Annotated in this window: 10 protein-coding genes; 8 read left to right on the forward strand and 2 right to left on the reverse strand. The window is 58.3% G+C overall.

The window, feature by feature from the left end:
- Nucleotides 1–78: 78 nt before the first annotated feature.
- Nucleotides 79–5,109 (reverse strand): choice-of-anchor D domain-containing protein, encoded by a 5,031-nt coding sequence (locus BGE01nite_RS20700; protein WP_146853228.1) that lies wholly within the window; start codon nt 5,107–5,109, stop codon nt 79–81.
- A 9-nt stretch (nt 5,110–5,118) separates the two neighbouring features.
- Nucleotides 5,119–6,309, reverse strand: a complete 1,191-nt coding sequence (locus BGE01nite_RS20705) for a hypothetical protein (RefSeq protein ID WP_146853230.1) — start codon at nt 6,307–6,309, stop codon at nt 5,119–5,121.
- Between the two features lie 153 nt (nt 6,310–6,462).
- Here BGE01nite_RS20705 and BGE01nite_RS20710 point away from each other — a divergent pair, with 153 nt between their 5' ends.
- The 8 genes from BGE01nite_RS20710 to BGE01nite_RS20745 all read left to right on the forward strand — a co-directional run bounded on the left by BGE01nite_RS20710 (nt 6,463) and on the right by BGE01nite_RS20745 (nt 15,516).
- Nucleotides 6,463–7,185 carry an RNA polymerase sigma factor gene (locus BGE01nite_RS20710; RefSeq protein WP_170266941.1) on the forward strand — a complete coding sequence of 241 codons (723 nt, stop codon included), beginning with the start codon at nt 6,463–6,465 and terminating at the stop codon, nt 7,183–7,185.
- A gap of 84 nt (nt 7,186–7,269) precedes the next feature.
- Complete coding sequence (locus BGE01nite_RS20715; protein WP_170266942.1) at nt 7,270–9,252, forward strand: protein kinase domain-containing protein; 1,983 nt, start codon at nt 7,270–7,272, stop codon at nt 9,250–9,252.
- 70 nt (nt 9,253–9,322) lie between these two features.
- A complete protein-coding gene (locus tag BGE01nite_RS20720) occupies nt 9,323–9,754 on the forward strand; it encodes an EamA family transporter (RefSeq protein ID WP_146853236.1) in 432 nt (143 codons plus the stop codon).
- A gap of 120 nt (nt 9,755–9,874) precedes the next feature.
- Nucleotides 9,875–11,548, forward strand: coding sequence for an apolipoprotein N-acyltransferase (gene lnt / locus BGE01nite_RS20725; protein WP_146853238.1), 1,674 nt, complete (start codon nt 9,875–9,877; stop codon nt 11,546–11,548).
- Nucleotides 11,536–12,495, forward strand: coding sequence for a ribonuclease HIII (gene rnhC, locus BGE01nite_RS20730; RefSeq protein WP_146853240.1), 960 nt, complete (start codon nt 11,536–11,538; stop codon nt 12,493–12,495). Before lnt ends, rnhC begins: the two co-directional genes overlap by 13 nt.
- 59 nt (nt 12,496–12,554) lie before the next feature.
- A complete protein-coding gene (locus tag BGE01nite_RS20735) occupies nt 12,555–12,869 on the forward strand; it encodes an HU family DNA-binding protein (RefSeq protein ID WP_146853242.1) in 315 nt (104 codons plus the stop codon).
- Between the two features lie 150 nt (nt 12,870–13,019).
- A complete protein-coding gene (locus tag BGE01nite_RS20740; RefSeq protein ID WP_146853244.1) occupies nt 13,020–13,814 on the forward strand; it encodes a hypothetical protein in 795 nt (264 codons plus the stop codon).
- Nucleotides 13,815–14,211: 397 nt separating this feature from the next.
- Nucleotides 14,212–15,516 carry a PQQ-like beta-propeller repeat protein gene (locus BGE01nite_RS20745; RefSeq protein ID WP_146853246.1) on the forward strand — a complete coding sequence of 435 codons (1,305 nt, stop codon included), beginning with the start codon at nt 14,212–14,214 and terminating at the stop codon, nt 15,514–15,516.
- Nucleotides 15,517–15,683: the final 167 nt, after the last annotated feature.

A 15,683-nucleotide genomic window follows, 5' to 3' on the forward strand; every position in this document is an offset into this window, starting at 1 on the left:
GGCTCGACCACAAACGATGTTAGGCAAGGTCCCGATCATGGTGGCAATCTGGACGCCACCATGTTACGTCTGGGCAAGTCAGTAAAAATCCACCAGCGTTTCAACGAGGCTTGAACTATTGTCGTGGTAGGCGCGGCCACGGGCACGGATTCGGCCTGAGACAGGGAGATTGATTCCTGACAGTCCCCAGCCCCCGCTGATGTGGCTGGCATTTCCGAGGAGTGTCCAGGTGCTGCCGTTATTGGTGCTGAGCTCAAATGTAACATTTGAGATCTCAAGCGCTGCTCCTCCACGAAGCCATTCGAGGCGGTTTTTGGAGATGGTCACATGCCCGCTGGTTGGCAATGCAGGGCATCTGATCAGGTTGCCACTGTCATAGTCGAAAGCATAGCGGCTGCTATCAGGGAGAATAGAACTGGGCAGCCATGAATAAGGCTCCTGAAAATCTTGGGTCGATCCATCTGGAAGCACATGGTAAATGCGAGACAAGATCGAATCAAAAATTCGAAGGCTTTGGTCTGCTTGCAAAAACATTCGTTCACCTGAAACACTTGTTCCATCAGATACCAGGACCGGGTTTAAAGCCGCCTCCAGAACGCCTGCTGAGCTGAGGCGTGCAACTCCAGACCAACTGTTGGATGGATCCCCCCCCACCATGATTTTGCCGTCCGGTAGAATGGCAAAGTCATAGATGCTCGCCGATCCCGCTCCCGAAAAATTAAACGATGGATCGGCGGTCCCAGAAGAAGTCAGCCGCGACAGGAACGAACTGTAATCTTGGTTATTCCCATTGAGTAGGATTTTTTCGTCTGGTTGAAGTCGCACCGAGTCCAACATGTCGTAGATCCTGGTCGCAAAGCTGGTGTCACGAGATCCATTGGCATTTATACGGGTGACAAAATCTCCGTAAAGTTCATCAGATGCGCGGCGCGAAGTGCCGAAGATCACAATCTTTCCATCCCGTTGAACGTTGCATGCGTGAATGGCACATACTTCGAAGCCGGCACCAAGCGCGGGCGGCTGAAATTTGAAAGAACTGTCCAGGCTGCCATTGGACAGAAGCTTTCGCAGAAAGGGAGGTGTGTTTCCATCGAAGCCAAAGATGGCAGTCGCGCCACTACTGATCAGGAGTTTGCCGTCATTCATGACGCAGATACCGTTTAGATAAGCAACTTTCTGCGCAGAGAATGAAGTGTCGAGAGAGCCATCTGGGAAGACCCGAACCACATCGCTGCGCCGCACGCCATTCACCTCGTCAAACTCACCACCGATGATGATTTTGCCATCGGGCTGTGCGACGACTTGATCAATCCATCCTGGAGAAGAATTGCCATCACTGTCCACTCGTAGCGTCACTAACGTGAAAGTGGGATCAACAGCGTCGATGCCGAGAGTTGGCAGCATGATGAGCTCTGGCTGTCCATTGTTGGAGCCATTGCCAATCTGGCCTCTCTCATTGCTGCCCGCTGCCCAGACCGTGCCATCCGCGCGCAGGCAAAGAAAATGAGTCAGAGAGACGAGAGAGCCGTCCAGTGTCACGCGCTGGCCTCCCGCAGCTAGTTCGATGATTTTTAGACTGCCTGGCGCTTCTGTGTCCAGACGCAGCGGTGTGGTCAGCTTCTCAGTCAATCCCAGCAGGGCAGAGGAGTCCATGACCACAATGTTGCTCATGTCGTCTTCCGTAATGACGCGTTCTCCCCATGTCCAGACACTGCCCTCAGTGGTGAGGACAAAGGCCTGATCACTTCCGGCGGTGATTTGAGCGATTTTTTCACCTTGGAAGGTGTGTGGGCTGCCCGTTGAGGCATCGGTCACCATGACGGGAGACGGTTTGGAGGTGAATGTGCCATCGCCCAGTACGCCGCGTTCATTGCTTCCCCAGGCCCAGACCACGCCGGACTCGCTGACAGCGAAGGAGGAATGCGAGGAGCAGGCGATGCCTATGATGCGCGCGCCATTGAAGGATGCTGCGGAGATTTTGACGGGCTTGGCCTGCCGGGGGGTGTCGCCGAGTCCGAGCTGACCATGCGTGTTCGATCCCCAGGCCCAGAGCTGGCCGTCACTGTCCAGAGCGAGGTTGTGGTGAGAGCCGGCTGCCAGACGAATGATCCTGGCGCTGGTGAAGCTTTTGGTTATGTCCACAGGAGTCGTCAGGATGTGGGCCATGTTGCTCGCTGGACTCTTGACCACACCATTTCCGAGCTGGCCTTGAGTCTGGTCTCCCCAGGTCCATACCCCTCCTGAATTGGTGAGGATCAGCGTGTGATAGGCACCGCCCGCGATTTGCACGACCTGCGCACTGCCCCAGCCTTTTTTGGCTGGCACTGGCTGATGGACGGGAATGTCACTTGTGGTTTTGCCGTCTCCAAAGCTCGCCAAGTCCGGGTTTCCCCAGCTAAGCAAGGCTCCGTCTTGGCGGGCAGCATGAATTTGGGAACCACCGCCACCCACGGCTACTGGCGGACTCTGCAGGCTGGCCACGGAGAGGGTCGGCGCTGCAAGCGAGTCGAAGTAAGAGCTCCCAGATTCATCCCCCATTGCTTGTGACCCCCAGGCCTTCCACCGGCCCGTGGCTTCAAAATAAAAGCTGCCGTAGGCGTTGGCGGCAATCTTCTTGGAAATGGCCAGGGGTGCCACCGGGCCAAAAGCCCGGCCTTGGATGGCGAAAACGTACAAGCCGCCGTCTGTCATCCCCGACCCAGTGGTGGGGATGACGACCGTGCTGTCGAAAGTGCCCTTGAACCCGGGGATATAACGGATCACGAAGGTGGTTTTGGCCCCGGGTTTGAGGACCGTGGCTGACGGTTGTGTCTTAATGGTGAAATGCGGGCTGCTGTTGTTTCCAGCCAGGCTGACCTTGGGATTACCCGTCAGGGAGATGTCAGAGAATCCCTGGTTGGTGATGGTGTAGGTCTGGTCCACCTGGCCCTTGCGGTAGTCCACAGATCCAAAGTCCGTTGCCAGGGCGGCATCGATCAAAGTGCTGCCATCACTGATGGGAATGCCCTTCGCATTCGTCACGACGGTATAACCAGAAACATCGGTCTGCGTGGCGTGCAGGGTGTAGTCTCCCACGATGTCCGCATTTGCGCCTTTCACTTCCACGATGTAAGTGCCGGGGTCGAGCACACGGGTGAGGCTGAAGTTCCGATTTTCACCGCCAGCATCTGCTGAGAGCAGTTTGGTCTGCTTGCTGGCAAGCTGATAGAGCGTTCCGAATGTGTCCGTGCTTCCCGAGGTCCAAAAGGTGCAAAGCTTTCGTTGCGTGAGCACGAAGCGAAACATGTCGATATCACTGCCGTAATCCAGGGCGCTGGAGGAAGCAATTTCACTCACATCCCACCCAGAAGTTTCCGTGGTGGCGCTGGCGAGATGAGGCAGGTCTCCCGAAGGTGCTGCAAAGGTATTGGGTGCTGTTCCTCTGATAATGAATCTGAAGCTTGGATAACCGGGGTCGTCGGATTCCACTCGAACAAAGGCTGAATGTCTTCCAAGACTGTCTGGCTGATATCGTATGGCAAAGCCGACTGGCAAGACTCCATCGATAGCCCCATCAGTGGGCTGGCCGGTCACTTGGAACTGATCCGCGTTCGGTCCGCTGAGGGCGACACGTGGTGAGCCTGTTAGTGTCAGGATGCCGCCGCCTTGATTGCGGATATTGAACATCAATTCCTTTGTCGGAGCTTTGGTCGTGAGAGTGCCAAATTCAGTTCCGAGTGCCACGCTGACATTGGAGGGACGGATGCCATAGGGGATCGGGCTGGTCTTCTTGTCGCCGACAATCTGGATACGTTGCGTTCCATCGCCGGGAATGGAAGATACATTGAGACAGTATCTGCCCGTGAGTGTCGGATAAGCTCCACGCACGTGAAGGGTGTAGTCACCTTTGAGAAGCCTGATGCGAAACCGGAAATTTCCATCATCACCTGCATTATCATTGCTGATGGAGGGAGTGCCAAAAATTTTGGTCATGTTAGTTCCGGACAAAGTGCCGACTGTGTCCATATTGACGGCGGCTCCTGCGGCGGCTGTCTCAATCAAGTAGGTGCCGTCGGCGGGAATCTTGATCTCAAAACGATCCCAGAATTCAGGACGGGATATGCTTCCCAGAAGGTACTCGGCTGACCATGGGACGGAGATCTTCCGGACGATGGATGCTGGGTCGGTTTTTTTGTAGGAGACTTTTATGCGAGCATCCGCGATGACCTTCTTTGCGACGGGTGAATCGAGCGGAATTGAAAGCCCAGTTGAGTAGCCCACAATGCCAGCCAGTCGATATTCCTCTCCAGAATTCCGAACCCATAAAGGACCTCCACTATTTCCACCGTAGATTTCAAATCCAGACGGCGCAAAGGAGGGTTGTAGTGATGCACTGAAAGATTTCAGACCTTGAAAAGACTGAAAAGGTGTGGCTGGCAAGAAAGCCTCGAACAAGGTGAATTTGGGGTCGGACGCTCCATTTGGTTTTGCTGGATAACCTGTGTACAGCTTGTCTGTGCTTTCCGATTTCAAACTCTGCGTGGGAGTCAATGCTTCCGCAGCATAGCCACCATCTGAAGCGAGATTTTGATAACTCCAAACTATGGCGAGATCACGGTCCACTTTCGATATGTATCGGCTGAACGCTTCATCTTGTGCAGGGCCTGGGGGTAGAAGATCTACATCTCCCATCGCCGCAAAAGCTAATGCAAAATCCGCATAGGATGTTTCACGCACGACCTCGCGCATAGTGTGTTGTGTTCCGCTCCCATGATTCGGTTCAACGGTCGATGTATAAGATGCATGCCAGCTAATGCGTTTGGCCCATGGATAGTCGCTGTATGGAAAATTGAGATGGTTGCGCTCTCCGTCACAAATGACATGAGCACAACCCAGGACAAATCTTGGGTGCAGAGCGACGACGCCTGAACCTCTGTCGGTGCTGCTTATCAGCGGATTAATGCGAGAGAAATGAGCTTCCAGGTATCCATTCCATCTGTACGGGTGACCCTCCATTTTCGAAGAGGCATCTGTGACCTGGGCGAAAGAACTGATTGAAAGGCACCATACGCAGAAAAGATATGCGCTAGCAGCACGAAGATGAATTCCAAAGAGGGGATAGATTGACATAATAGTTTGTTATAATGACTCCCTTGCCTGTGCTGCGTGGACGCCTATGCGTGACTGCATGTCCGACAACAGAGGTGTTAAAAAACGGGCCGAGGAACTGCCGTCCCAAGATCTCACGGCCACTTCTGCCTGGATGTCGATTTGAGCTGCTTCGTCCATGGTTCTAACATGGTCTGAGGAGGCACTCACCAGCCGGAAGCCCACCAGATCCTTCTGTGAAGGGAAGTTCGCGGCGAATGCCTGGGCTTCTTCCTGCGTCATGGCGGGATCTCGGACAAAGGTATTGAGGGCTTCGAGTTCTTCAGGGACGCGGGGATCCAGACGCGCCATGAGCTGGCCGCGGATGATGGGGCTTATTGAAAGAGATGGATCACGCTTGGCGATGAGCTGGCGGAACTCAGGGGAACGTACGGCGAGGGTATGCGCGGCAAGACCGGCGGCTGCTTGAGTGCCCTCGTAGGCTTCGGCATCTGCTGTTAGGCCAAGCAGGCGTTTCCAGCTGACGGGGTTCTCGGTCTCGGTGGCGATGTCGAAGGCTTCCAGGTAACCTCCGGTGGGTTGAGCTTTCCAGTCGCCGCGCTGCAGGAGACGGTCCACGCCGGTGATGGCGAGTTGACGGCGCGGGTCATCCTCGGCCACATGCATGAGGGTGCGGAGAGCGACGGCGACTTCATCTGGATTCTCCATCCGGCCGACCAGCACCTCCGCATACGCGGCTGCCTCGCCGAAATCCAGGCGCTCCAGCAGATCAAGAAGCGCCACACGCATGCTAGGAGACATGGCGAGGCTGCCTTCGCCGACGCGAAAGGGCAGGCCGGTGGATGCATCACGCCCTGAGTCCAGAAAGGCACGGATCGCCGCGCCGACCTGGGTAGGATCACCCGTCCAGAGCAGGGTGGTCATTTCTTCCAGGAGTTTTTGGGCCTCACCCGGGGGCATGCCCGGGCCCAGACGTCTCCAAAACTCCTCCAGGGCGAAGAGCATCTGGTCACGGTCTGCTTTTTGGTTGGGCGTGTCCGCCTGACGTTTCGAGGATTCGCCGCGCGGCGTGACACCTGTCGCGGGAGCGAAACTCAATTCATGTTCGGCTGGATCGCCGCCTCGGCCAAGGCTCCAGCCCCAATGAAGGACAAGCCAGAGCATGAGCGCGGTGGCGCCAAACAGCAGCAGGTGGAGGGGCGTGAGGCGGGAGACTTTCACTATTCAGCGGGAGGCAATGGATTAGAACTTCACAAGAGGTATCCCTTTCGCCGATGATCGTTGCGAACTTTTTTGTCAGCACCCCTGTCTTTTGCCATGTGAGTCTCTCGCGGCGCGAATGAAATGACTTGGTTTCAGGCGTACGTGACATGTATGGATCAGAAGATGATGGACACTCCGGTTCGCGAAACTCCCTCCCCCTGGCCCGAGACTCGCTGGGACCGCATCCTGGCGCTGCGGGATCCGGCGGAGCGTGAGGCGGCGCTGCGGGAGATCTGTGAGAAGTATCACGTGGTGATCCTGGCGCAGTGCCGGCGCTGGAGCGATCAAGATGGCGAGGACATGGCGCAAAGCTTTTTGTTATGGGTGATCGAGCAGCGCCGGCTGGAGCTGGCGGATCCGGAGCGCGGCCGGTTCCGCGTGTTTCTGAGCACGATGTTGAAGAACTATCAGCGCAAGGCGTATCGTGCCGAGCAGGCCCAGAAGCGCGGGGGTGGTGTGGAGCATGTGGACTGGGTGGAGGAGGCTGCAGGGGCTCCGATGGCACCTGACGTGGTGTTTGATCGTGACTGGGCACTGGATGTGATGAAGCGGATCATCGCCACGCTGCAGGCCGAGGCGAAGGGCTCCGGCATCAAGGACGGGGTGCTGGGCGTGCTGCTGCCTTCGCTACGTGCTGAGGAGGATGCGATGGAGGCCACGTGGGAAGCGCATGCGAGCCGTCTGGGAGTGCCGGCGGGCACCTTGCGGTCCTACGCCGCACGATTGAGGAAACGTTTCCGTGAGCTGATGGAGAGGGAGGTGTCTGCCTCCACCTCCGGCAGTGATCTGGAGGCGGAGATCCGCTACCTGATGAGCTGCCTCGGTGCTTTCTGAGACATGGCATGAGGTGAATGAGACGACTTTCCCTGCTGCATCACGACGCTCTTTCGGATACCAAGCCTTGAAAGCATGACTGCCATGAATCCTGATGCTGTCCCTCACACGCGCTGCGCGGTGTGTGAGGCGCCTTTGGAGAATCCGGCGGAGTGGCTGGGCATGTGCCCGGCATGCTGGGGGCAGGCGGGGATGCGGGCGGCGGAGTCCATGGCGCGGGAGACGGCAACGCTGCATGTGGAGGGCTTTCGCATCCGGCGCCGCATCGCGCGGGGTGGCATGGGCACGGTGTATGAAGCGATGCGTGGCAGCGACGAACAAAGAGTGGCGCTAAAAATCATCCGCGAGGATCTGGCGGACCAGCCGCGCTTTCGTGAGATGTTCCAGCGTGAGTGTGAGGCCCTGGCGCGGCTGGATCATCCCAGTGTGGTGAAGCATCTCGGTGCGGGTGAGACGGAGGGTGTGCCGTTTCTGGCGATGGAATACATTGACGGGCCTAACCTTCAGCAGGTGCTGCGGAAAGGTCCGCTGCCGGTGGACCGGGCGCTGGAGATCGTGGAGCAGGTGTGCGCGGCGCTGGAGGCGGCTCATGCGCAGAGACTGGTTCACCGGGACATCAAGCCGGCGAATGTGCTGCTGGATGAGCAAGGCCGTGTGAAGGTGACGGACTTCGGACTTGCGCGGCTGCCACGACCGGCTGGCGAGGCATCACTCACGGGCAGTCTGCTGGCGCTGGGCGGTCACTATGCAGCGCCGGAACTGGAACGCGGGGACCCGGCGGCGGATCATCGCGCGGACATCTATAGCGCAGGTGCGCTGCTGTATCATCTGGTGACGGGGGAGCCTCCGCGTGCTCATGCGGAGCCTGTGCATCAGCGGCGCAGCGGACATGGGGTGACGCTGGGTTTGCAGCGCATCATCACACGCGCGCTTCAGCCAGATGCGGAGAGGCGCTTTGCCTCAGCCAGGGAGATGCGGCTGAGGATCGCTCGTGAGCGGGGCTTTCTCAAAGCGTGGCCGCTGTTTGCCAGAAGGCAGGCACAGCTTGTTCTCTATGCAGCATTGTTAGTTATGCTGATCTCGGGTTGCCTGCTGGCGTGGAGCTCTGCCCAGGAGTCTCCGGAGGAGGTGGCGGCGGCGCTGAGGGCAACGGCCGAGCTCGAAGCGAGGCTGGCCGTTGAAGAACGGCTGGCACCTGTGCCTGCGGGCTGGAAGCCACGACAGCATGAGAACACGCTGGGCATGAAGTTTGTGGGCATCCCGGATCTGGATGATGTGCTGGTGAGCATCTGGGAGACTCGCGTGGGTGATTTTGCCGCCTTCAACAAGGCGCAGGCAGATGGCCGATGGATTAAGGAGACGGGCTATCGACGCAAGCTCAGCCGGGCTTTTCATGGGCTGAAGAAGGGAGAGTTTGTGGAGACGCGCGGCTCATGGCGTTCACCGGGCTTTGCCCAGACGGACGAGCATCCGGTGTGCGGCACCAGCCTCTTTGAGGCGCAGGCTTTCTGCACCTGGCTGACCTGGAAGGAACGCAGCAGCGGGGCCATCCGTGACAACCAGGCCTATCGACTGCCCACCGATGCGGAGTGGAGTGCCGCTGCCGGTCTGAAGCCGGAGCCGGGAGCGACGCCGGAGGAGAAAGGTGCCTCATGGAAGGTGAAGATGCATGCCTTCCCCTGGGGGCATGACTGGCCCGCGCCAGATGGGCTGTACAACATCGTGGACAATGGAGTGGTGGATGAGGACTGGCACCCGAACTGGATTTTTAAACCACGCCGTGATCCGTGGCTGCGCACGGCTCCGGTGAATGCGGTGCCGCCGTCGCCGCTCGGGCTTTATCACATGGTGGGGAACGTGGCGGAGATCACGGAGAGCCTGATCAGTGCAGATCCGGAGCTGCGCTTGTACGCCATCCGCGGAGCTTCATGGTTCGATGCCTCACGCGAGGGTGTGAGCCTGGCCACAAGGGCACGTGACAGCGCCGGCATGCGGATCGACAAACGCGGGTTTCGGATCGTCTTCGTCACACGCGGGGGCGAGGGCTGGAGATATGTGGAGAAGTAGTGAAGTCGTGGAAAACAACTCCGCCAGCGGAAGGCTGGCGACGTATTTTCATCTCATCCCCGTTGATCCCATGAATACCACCTCCAACTGGCTCATCTGGGCGCTCCTCTCGGCTGTCTTTGCTGCCGCCACTGCGATCCTCGCCAAGGTGGGGCTGCGTGATCTTCCGGCTGACCCCGCGGCTTTTGTGCGCACGCTGCTCGCTGCCTTGTTCCTCGGGCTTGTCATCCTGCTCTCAGGCAAGTGGCAAAATCCACTGCACTGGGGCGGCAGCGCATGGACATGGCTGGGCTTGTCCGCTGTGGCCTCCGCCCTGTCGTGGGTATGCTACTTTCGCGCCTTGAAGACCGGCAGCGTTTCCCAGGTGGCGCCCGTGGACAAACTCGGCATCGCGCTGACGGTGCTCCTTGCCTGGCTTTTCCTGGGGGAACGCCCTGGCGTGCCACAGTTCGCAGGATTGGTCCTCATGCTGGGCGGGGCGGCCTTGATTGCCTTCAAATGAAGAGCCCTCCGGACGCCGGACATTTCGGCGTCAGCCTCCGACGGGGTGAGTCGCTTTTTGCGATTTGAGAAATGTATTTCCGCGCTACTGGCGCAGGTGCCTTTGCCGCGACCTCTCTCGATGAACAACCTGCTGCCACTTTTGAGCGGCGGTCTGCTGGTGTTTGGATTTCCAAACTGGAACCAGGAATGGCTCATCTGGCTCGGCCTGCTGCCGCTGTTGATCGTGCTGTGGAACCCGCAGTCCAAGGGCTCAGGCTTCAAGGCAGGTTATCTGGCAGGGCTGGCTTTCTTCATTCCGAACCTCGCGTGGGTCAGGCATTCATCGCGTGTGCAAGCAGGAGCGATCAATGACTCGTGGATCGGCCTTGGGCCGGAGATGATGGGCTTTGGAGCATTGATCGGCTTGAGCGCTTACTGCGCGGTGTATTTCGGACTGTGGGGCTGGTTTGTGAGCCGCTATGCGAAGCCGGACATTGTCAAAATGACGAAGAGTTCCTGGCAGGAAAGCACGCTGGAATCACTGCGCTGCTCTTTGCTCGCGGCCGCGGCGTGGGTGGGCTGTGAATGGCTGCGCAGTACCACAGTCTTCACGGGTTTTGGCTGGAATGGACTGGGCGTGGGGCTGCACCAGAACAAGGTCATCATTCAAGCGGCGGATCTGGTGGGTGTGATGGGCCTTTCCTTTCTGCCGGTGCTGGTGGTGTGCACGGGCTGGAACACGCTGCGCCGGCAGCTGGCCATTTATCATGGCACGGGGACGTGTCGCACGCGGCTGGACTTCACGCTGGCGCTGGTGCTGCTGCTCGCCACCGCAGGCTATGGCATGACACGCATCCTGGCGAAGCCGGAGGAGTCTGTGACGGTGCGCACACTTTTGGTTCAGCCGAATGTGCTGCAGGTGGAGGCGTGGAGTGGTGAGCGTGCGCCGGAGATCTATGAGAATCTGGCGCGCTACACACGGCTGTATGCGGAGGCTCGTGATGGCAACTCCGGCATGGATCTAGTGGTCTGGCCGGAGAGCGCACTACCTGTGCATCTGTATGGAAACGGGGAACGCTGGGGGCTGCCGAAGCATGAGACCTATTTTAATGAGCTGCTTTCCATGGGTGCCTTCAGCCTGATGACAGGCACGGAGATCTATGAGTCTCCTGAGCCGGGTCGTGGGGGTCATGTCTCCGCCGTGCTATTCCGCGCGAACTATACGCACCGCCAGGAGTATCACAAAGTGCACCTCGTGCCTTTCGGCGAGTATCTGCCCTTTGGCGACTATCCGCCGTTTTCACTGCTGCGCGGCGTGATCCCGGGAGACTTCACGCCGGGCACAAGCACCGAGCCTTTGAAGCTGGAGAAGCCCGACGTGGACATCATTCCGCTGATCTGCTTTGAGGACACGGTGGGCAGGCTGGCGCGGAAGTTTGCGCGGCCGGGGCCGCAGATGATCGTCAACCTAACCAATGATGGTTGGTTCCTGAACAGCAACCAGATGGAGGTGCATGTGGCGAATGCGAAGTTCCGTGCCATCGAGCTGCGCCGGCCCATGGTGCGTGCCACAAACACGGGCGTGACCTGCTTCATCGACACCCTGGGCAGCATCACGCACCGCCTCGCGGATCCAGAGACTGGCAGCACGCTGATCGAAGGCTGCCTGCCAGGTGAGGTGAAGGTGCCCACGACGGGCGAGATGACTCTGTACGTACGTTTTGGCGACTGGTTCGCGCTTGTTTCCCTGGCGCTGTGCGCCTTTCAATACGTCCTTCATCGAATGAGCCGCAAATCCACATGCCAGGCCTAACCACTTATACCAAACCACTGACCGCCGAGCAGGCGAGGAAACTGCGCGGACTGCTGCAGGAGAGCGGCTGGGAGTTTCAAACGAAGCCGTATTGCCTGTATGCGGCCGCCCATGGCAAGGTGAACGTGCTGGTGTATGAGAAGGGGCCGAAGATCGTGGTGCAGGGAAAGGACACGGAGGAATTTGTCACGAACGTGCTGGAGCCGCAGGTGCTGGGTGTGGCGGAGCTCGGCTATGAGGAGGTGCATCATCCGGAGATGTTCGAGCCGCACATCGGCGTGGATGAGAGCGGCAAGGGTGACTTCTTCGGCCCGCTGGTGATCGCCGGGGTGCATGTGGACCGTGAAGCGGTGCTGGCACTGCGGGCGATCGGCGCCGTGGACAGCAAGAAGATCGGCACGGATGCGAAGATCGCCAAACTCGCAGAGGCCATCAGGCAGGTGCCGGGGCTGCGCTGGGAGGTGATCCAGATCGGCCCGGCCAAATACAACGAGCTGTACCAAAAGTTCGGTAATCTTAATCGTTTACTTGCCTGGGGGCATGCGAAGGTGATCGAGACACTGCTCGAACGAGTACCTGAGTGCAAAAAAGCCATCTCCGACCAGTTTGCGAATCCGGCAGTACTCAAACGAGCACTGCAAACCCGGGGTCGTGACATTGAGCTGATCCAGCGCACAAAGGCAGAAAGTGATCCGGCGGTGGCCGCAGCCTCCATTTTGGCCCGCGACCGCTTTGTACAATGGTTGGATCAGACAAGCCAGCGTCTGCAGATCGAGCTGCCGAAGGGTGTTTCAGCGCAGGTGAAGGCCAACGCGAGAGCCCTTTTTAAAAGGGACGGCCTGGATGGCCTGGCGGCTGCTGCAAAAATGCATTTCAAGACGGCTGCAGAGGTCACTGGGGCCCCCTTGCCGCCGGATGGGCCTACAGAGGATGGCATCATGCGTTAAGGAAAGGCTTGCGATTTCCCCATAGGCACGACATTTCTCCGTCTCCCCCCCTGGAAATCATGGCTACCATCACCAAACGCGAAATCGTGTCCGATCTGAGTGATCAGACTGGATTGACTCAATCAGACGTTGCTCAAATCGTCGAATCCTTCATCGGCCTTGTCAGCAAGAGGCTCAGCGAAGGGCACGACGTGACCTTCCGCACCTTTGGCACCTTTGAAGTGAGAGTGGCGAAGGCCAAGATCGGTCGTAATCCTAACAAGCCGGAAGCCGAAGTCCGCATCCCCAACCGCTGCGTGGCCCGCTTCAAACCCGGCCGTGAACTCAAGGAAGCCGTGGCCTCCCTCCCGCCGGAAAAGTTAGGCGCGGAATAATTCGCAATACCACTTCTAGGTGATGTCTTTGGTGAGTTATTCACAAAACCCATTGCCGTAAAAAAAATACAAAGAAGAGGTTGGCTTTTGGAACTCTCTATGCTGTAATTACTCTTGCCGTTTGTATTAACTCTCATAACAGACCCGAAAATGAAAACACTCGCAGCTCTCTTCTTTGTGATGGCAGGCCTTGCCTCCTTCACATCTACTGCAAATGCCCAGTGGGCTAACTGGGGCCCGACGTGGGGTGCCTGGGGCCCTGGTTTTGTGTATCCTGGTGGCTATCCTTTCTGGAGCTATCCTTACCAGGAGTCCACCCGCATTGGTAAGGTGCGAATCGAAGGTGACGTCAACTACAGCGTGACCATCGACTCCAGCGATCTGACCCTTGGCCACCATCCAAAGCGCAATCCATACGGCCTCGTCGTGGGTGCCGGTGAGATGACCAAACTCCTTCTGACCGTCGAGCCTTCTGATCGCCTGCCTACCCTGGGTGAGCCGAAGATCCGCATGCCCTTCAAGATTCTCGTCGCCAGCCTTGAGCTTCGCGGCGTGAACCTTGGCCACACCAAAGGCAAGTTCGCCTCCTTTGAAGATGAAGTTGCTGCCTGCGGCCGCGTGCTCGTCTGGCTCGACCACACCAAGCGCTACCTGCTGCTTGACTCCGCTGATCCAACCCGCCGCCGTGTCGAATGGCCATACGCCAACAGCGTTCCGCCAGAGCGCGTGTTCGTGGAAGGTATCACCCCGACCCAGCCTGGTGGTGCGTTCATCGTGACTCTTGAGCTCGACGACGCCAATCGTCGCGGTCTTGCCAAGCTCGGCAGCGAGCCTGCCGTCTGGGACCGTCAGATCATCACCGTCCACAGCCCAGGCGTCCATCCGAAGCCTTGGAAAGACATGACCCCAGTGTGGGCTAACACCGGCGGCGCTGGCGGCAAGTAATCCTGTCGAGAGCTAATCCACTGCACTTTGAATGGCCGTGTTGCGAGAGCGACACGGCCATTTCTTTTTGAAATTTTTGCGTTTTGCCAGTTGAGCAGGTGTATCTGGTTTGAATTTTTCACCGCGGGTCTCAATGCTTGGGCGGTCCACCCTCTGCCAGCTTTCGGAAGTGCAGGAACACAAAACGCGTCATTCGGAGATGACGGAAGGGTGACTGACGAGCTGGAGGAACTGCACTGCCACCGTGCATTTGACTGGCCCGAGAGCTGCCCCAAGGGCATGAGGTGAATCCGCAGCAGGCCCATAGGTGCTTGACCGATTGACGAAGCCTGCAAATGAGCCGCAAGAAATGCGTGCTCGCTCACGATTCAGCCGCCTGCCATATTGATCTCCTTTCATGAAGTTCCTCGCCTATTCGTCCTTCCTTGCTTTGAGCCTCGCCCTTCACGTCTCCGCTGACGCGGCTGACTGGGGACGTTTTCGTGGCCCGAACGGTTCCGGCCTTTCCACCACGACCGGCCTGCCAGCTGTGGTGGACGACAGTACCACGTTGTGGAAAACGCCGTTAGGCAAAGGCTGGTCCTCACCCGTGCTGTGGGGAGACATAGTGGTGGTCACGGCGGAGACTGCGGACAACAAGCGCGCGGTGATCGCGCTCTCGACCAAGGACGGGAAGGAACTGTGGCGTCATGAGGAGACTTTTGTGCCGCATAACCTGCACAAGACCTACAACACCTTCGCCAGCAGTTCCGCGTTCATCGATGCGGAGCGCATTTATGTGAACTGGAGTTCTGGCACGGCCATCCAGGCGCTGGCGCTGGATCACACGGGCAAGCAGCTTTGGAAAAACGAGCATGTCGCGGACTACATCCATGAGCATGGCACGGGTGTGTCTCCTGTCGTGGTGGATGGCATCATGTTTGTGCGCAGTGAGTTTGACTGGCAGCGCGATGGCAAGATCTACACCGAAGACCCTGAGCAGCAGAAGTGGAAGACCTGCTTCGTCGGCCTGGATGCCAAGACTGGCAAACAAGTGTGGAAGACGGAGCTGCCTAACTGCTTGAACACTTTCTCCACGCCCGTGGTGCATGAGACGAAGAGCGGCAAGAAGGAGCTGATCTGCGCGAACACCAACAGCGGTGTCATGGGCATCGATGTGGCCACAGGGAAGATCAACTGGCAGTACAATCCGGGCTACAAGCAGCGCAGCCTGGGTTCCGGTGTGCTGAGTGACGACTTTTATTTCTGCACCTTCGGCACGGGTGGTGGTGTGAAGGAGATCGCCGCGCTGGATCTGAAGAGCGGCAAGCCAGAGCCGGTGAGCTTCGACATTCCCAAAGGCCTGCCTTATGTGCCATCTCCACTGGTGATCGGCCAGCACATGTATTTGTTAGGCGATGGCGGCATCATGCGCTGCGTGGAGCAGAAGACGGGCAAGGTGCTGTATGAGGAGCGCGTGGAAGGCAGCCAGGGAAGCGCCAAGTTCTTCAGCAGCCCGGTGGCTGCGGATGGCAAGATCTTCTGCGCCAGCCAGCAGGGGGATCTCATCGTGATCAAGGCGGGAACAACCTTTGAAAAACTCGGCGCCAGCAAGCTCGACGGTCCGGTGAACTCTGTTCCTGCGATCGGTGACAAGCAACTCTTCGTGCGCACGGCGAACTCGTTGTACTGCATTGGTGCGAAGGGACAGCCGGTGCCGTGATTCGCGGCCTAACGTTGTTTGCGTGCTGACGGACAAAGTCGCGACAGCGTCGTGGAGTGCGGTGGGAAGCGCTCAAGCGCGACACCGCTGTGTACGCAGAGAACGCGTCCGTTGTTAGGTGGCGCATGTGCGAACGATAGCGGTGTCGCCGAGGCACGGTGGCCCGT

The sequence above is a fragment of the Prosthecobacter gellanilyticus genome (assembly GCF_007992435.1).
Taxonomy (GTDB): Bacteria; Verrucomicrobiota; Verrucomicrobiia; order Verrucomicrobiales; family Verrucomicrobiaceae; genus Prosthecobacter; species Prosthecobacter gellanilyticus.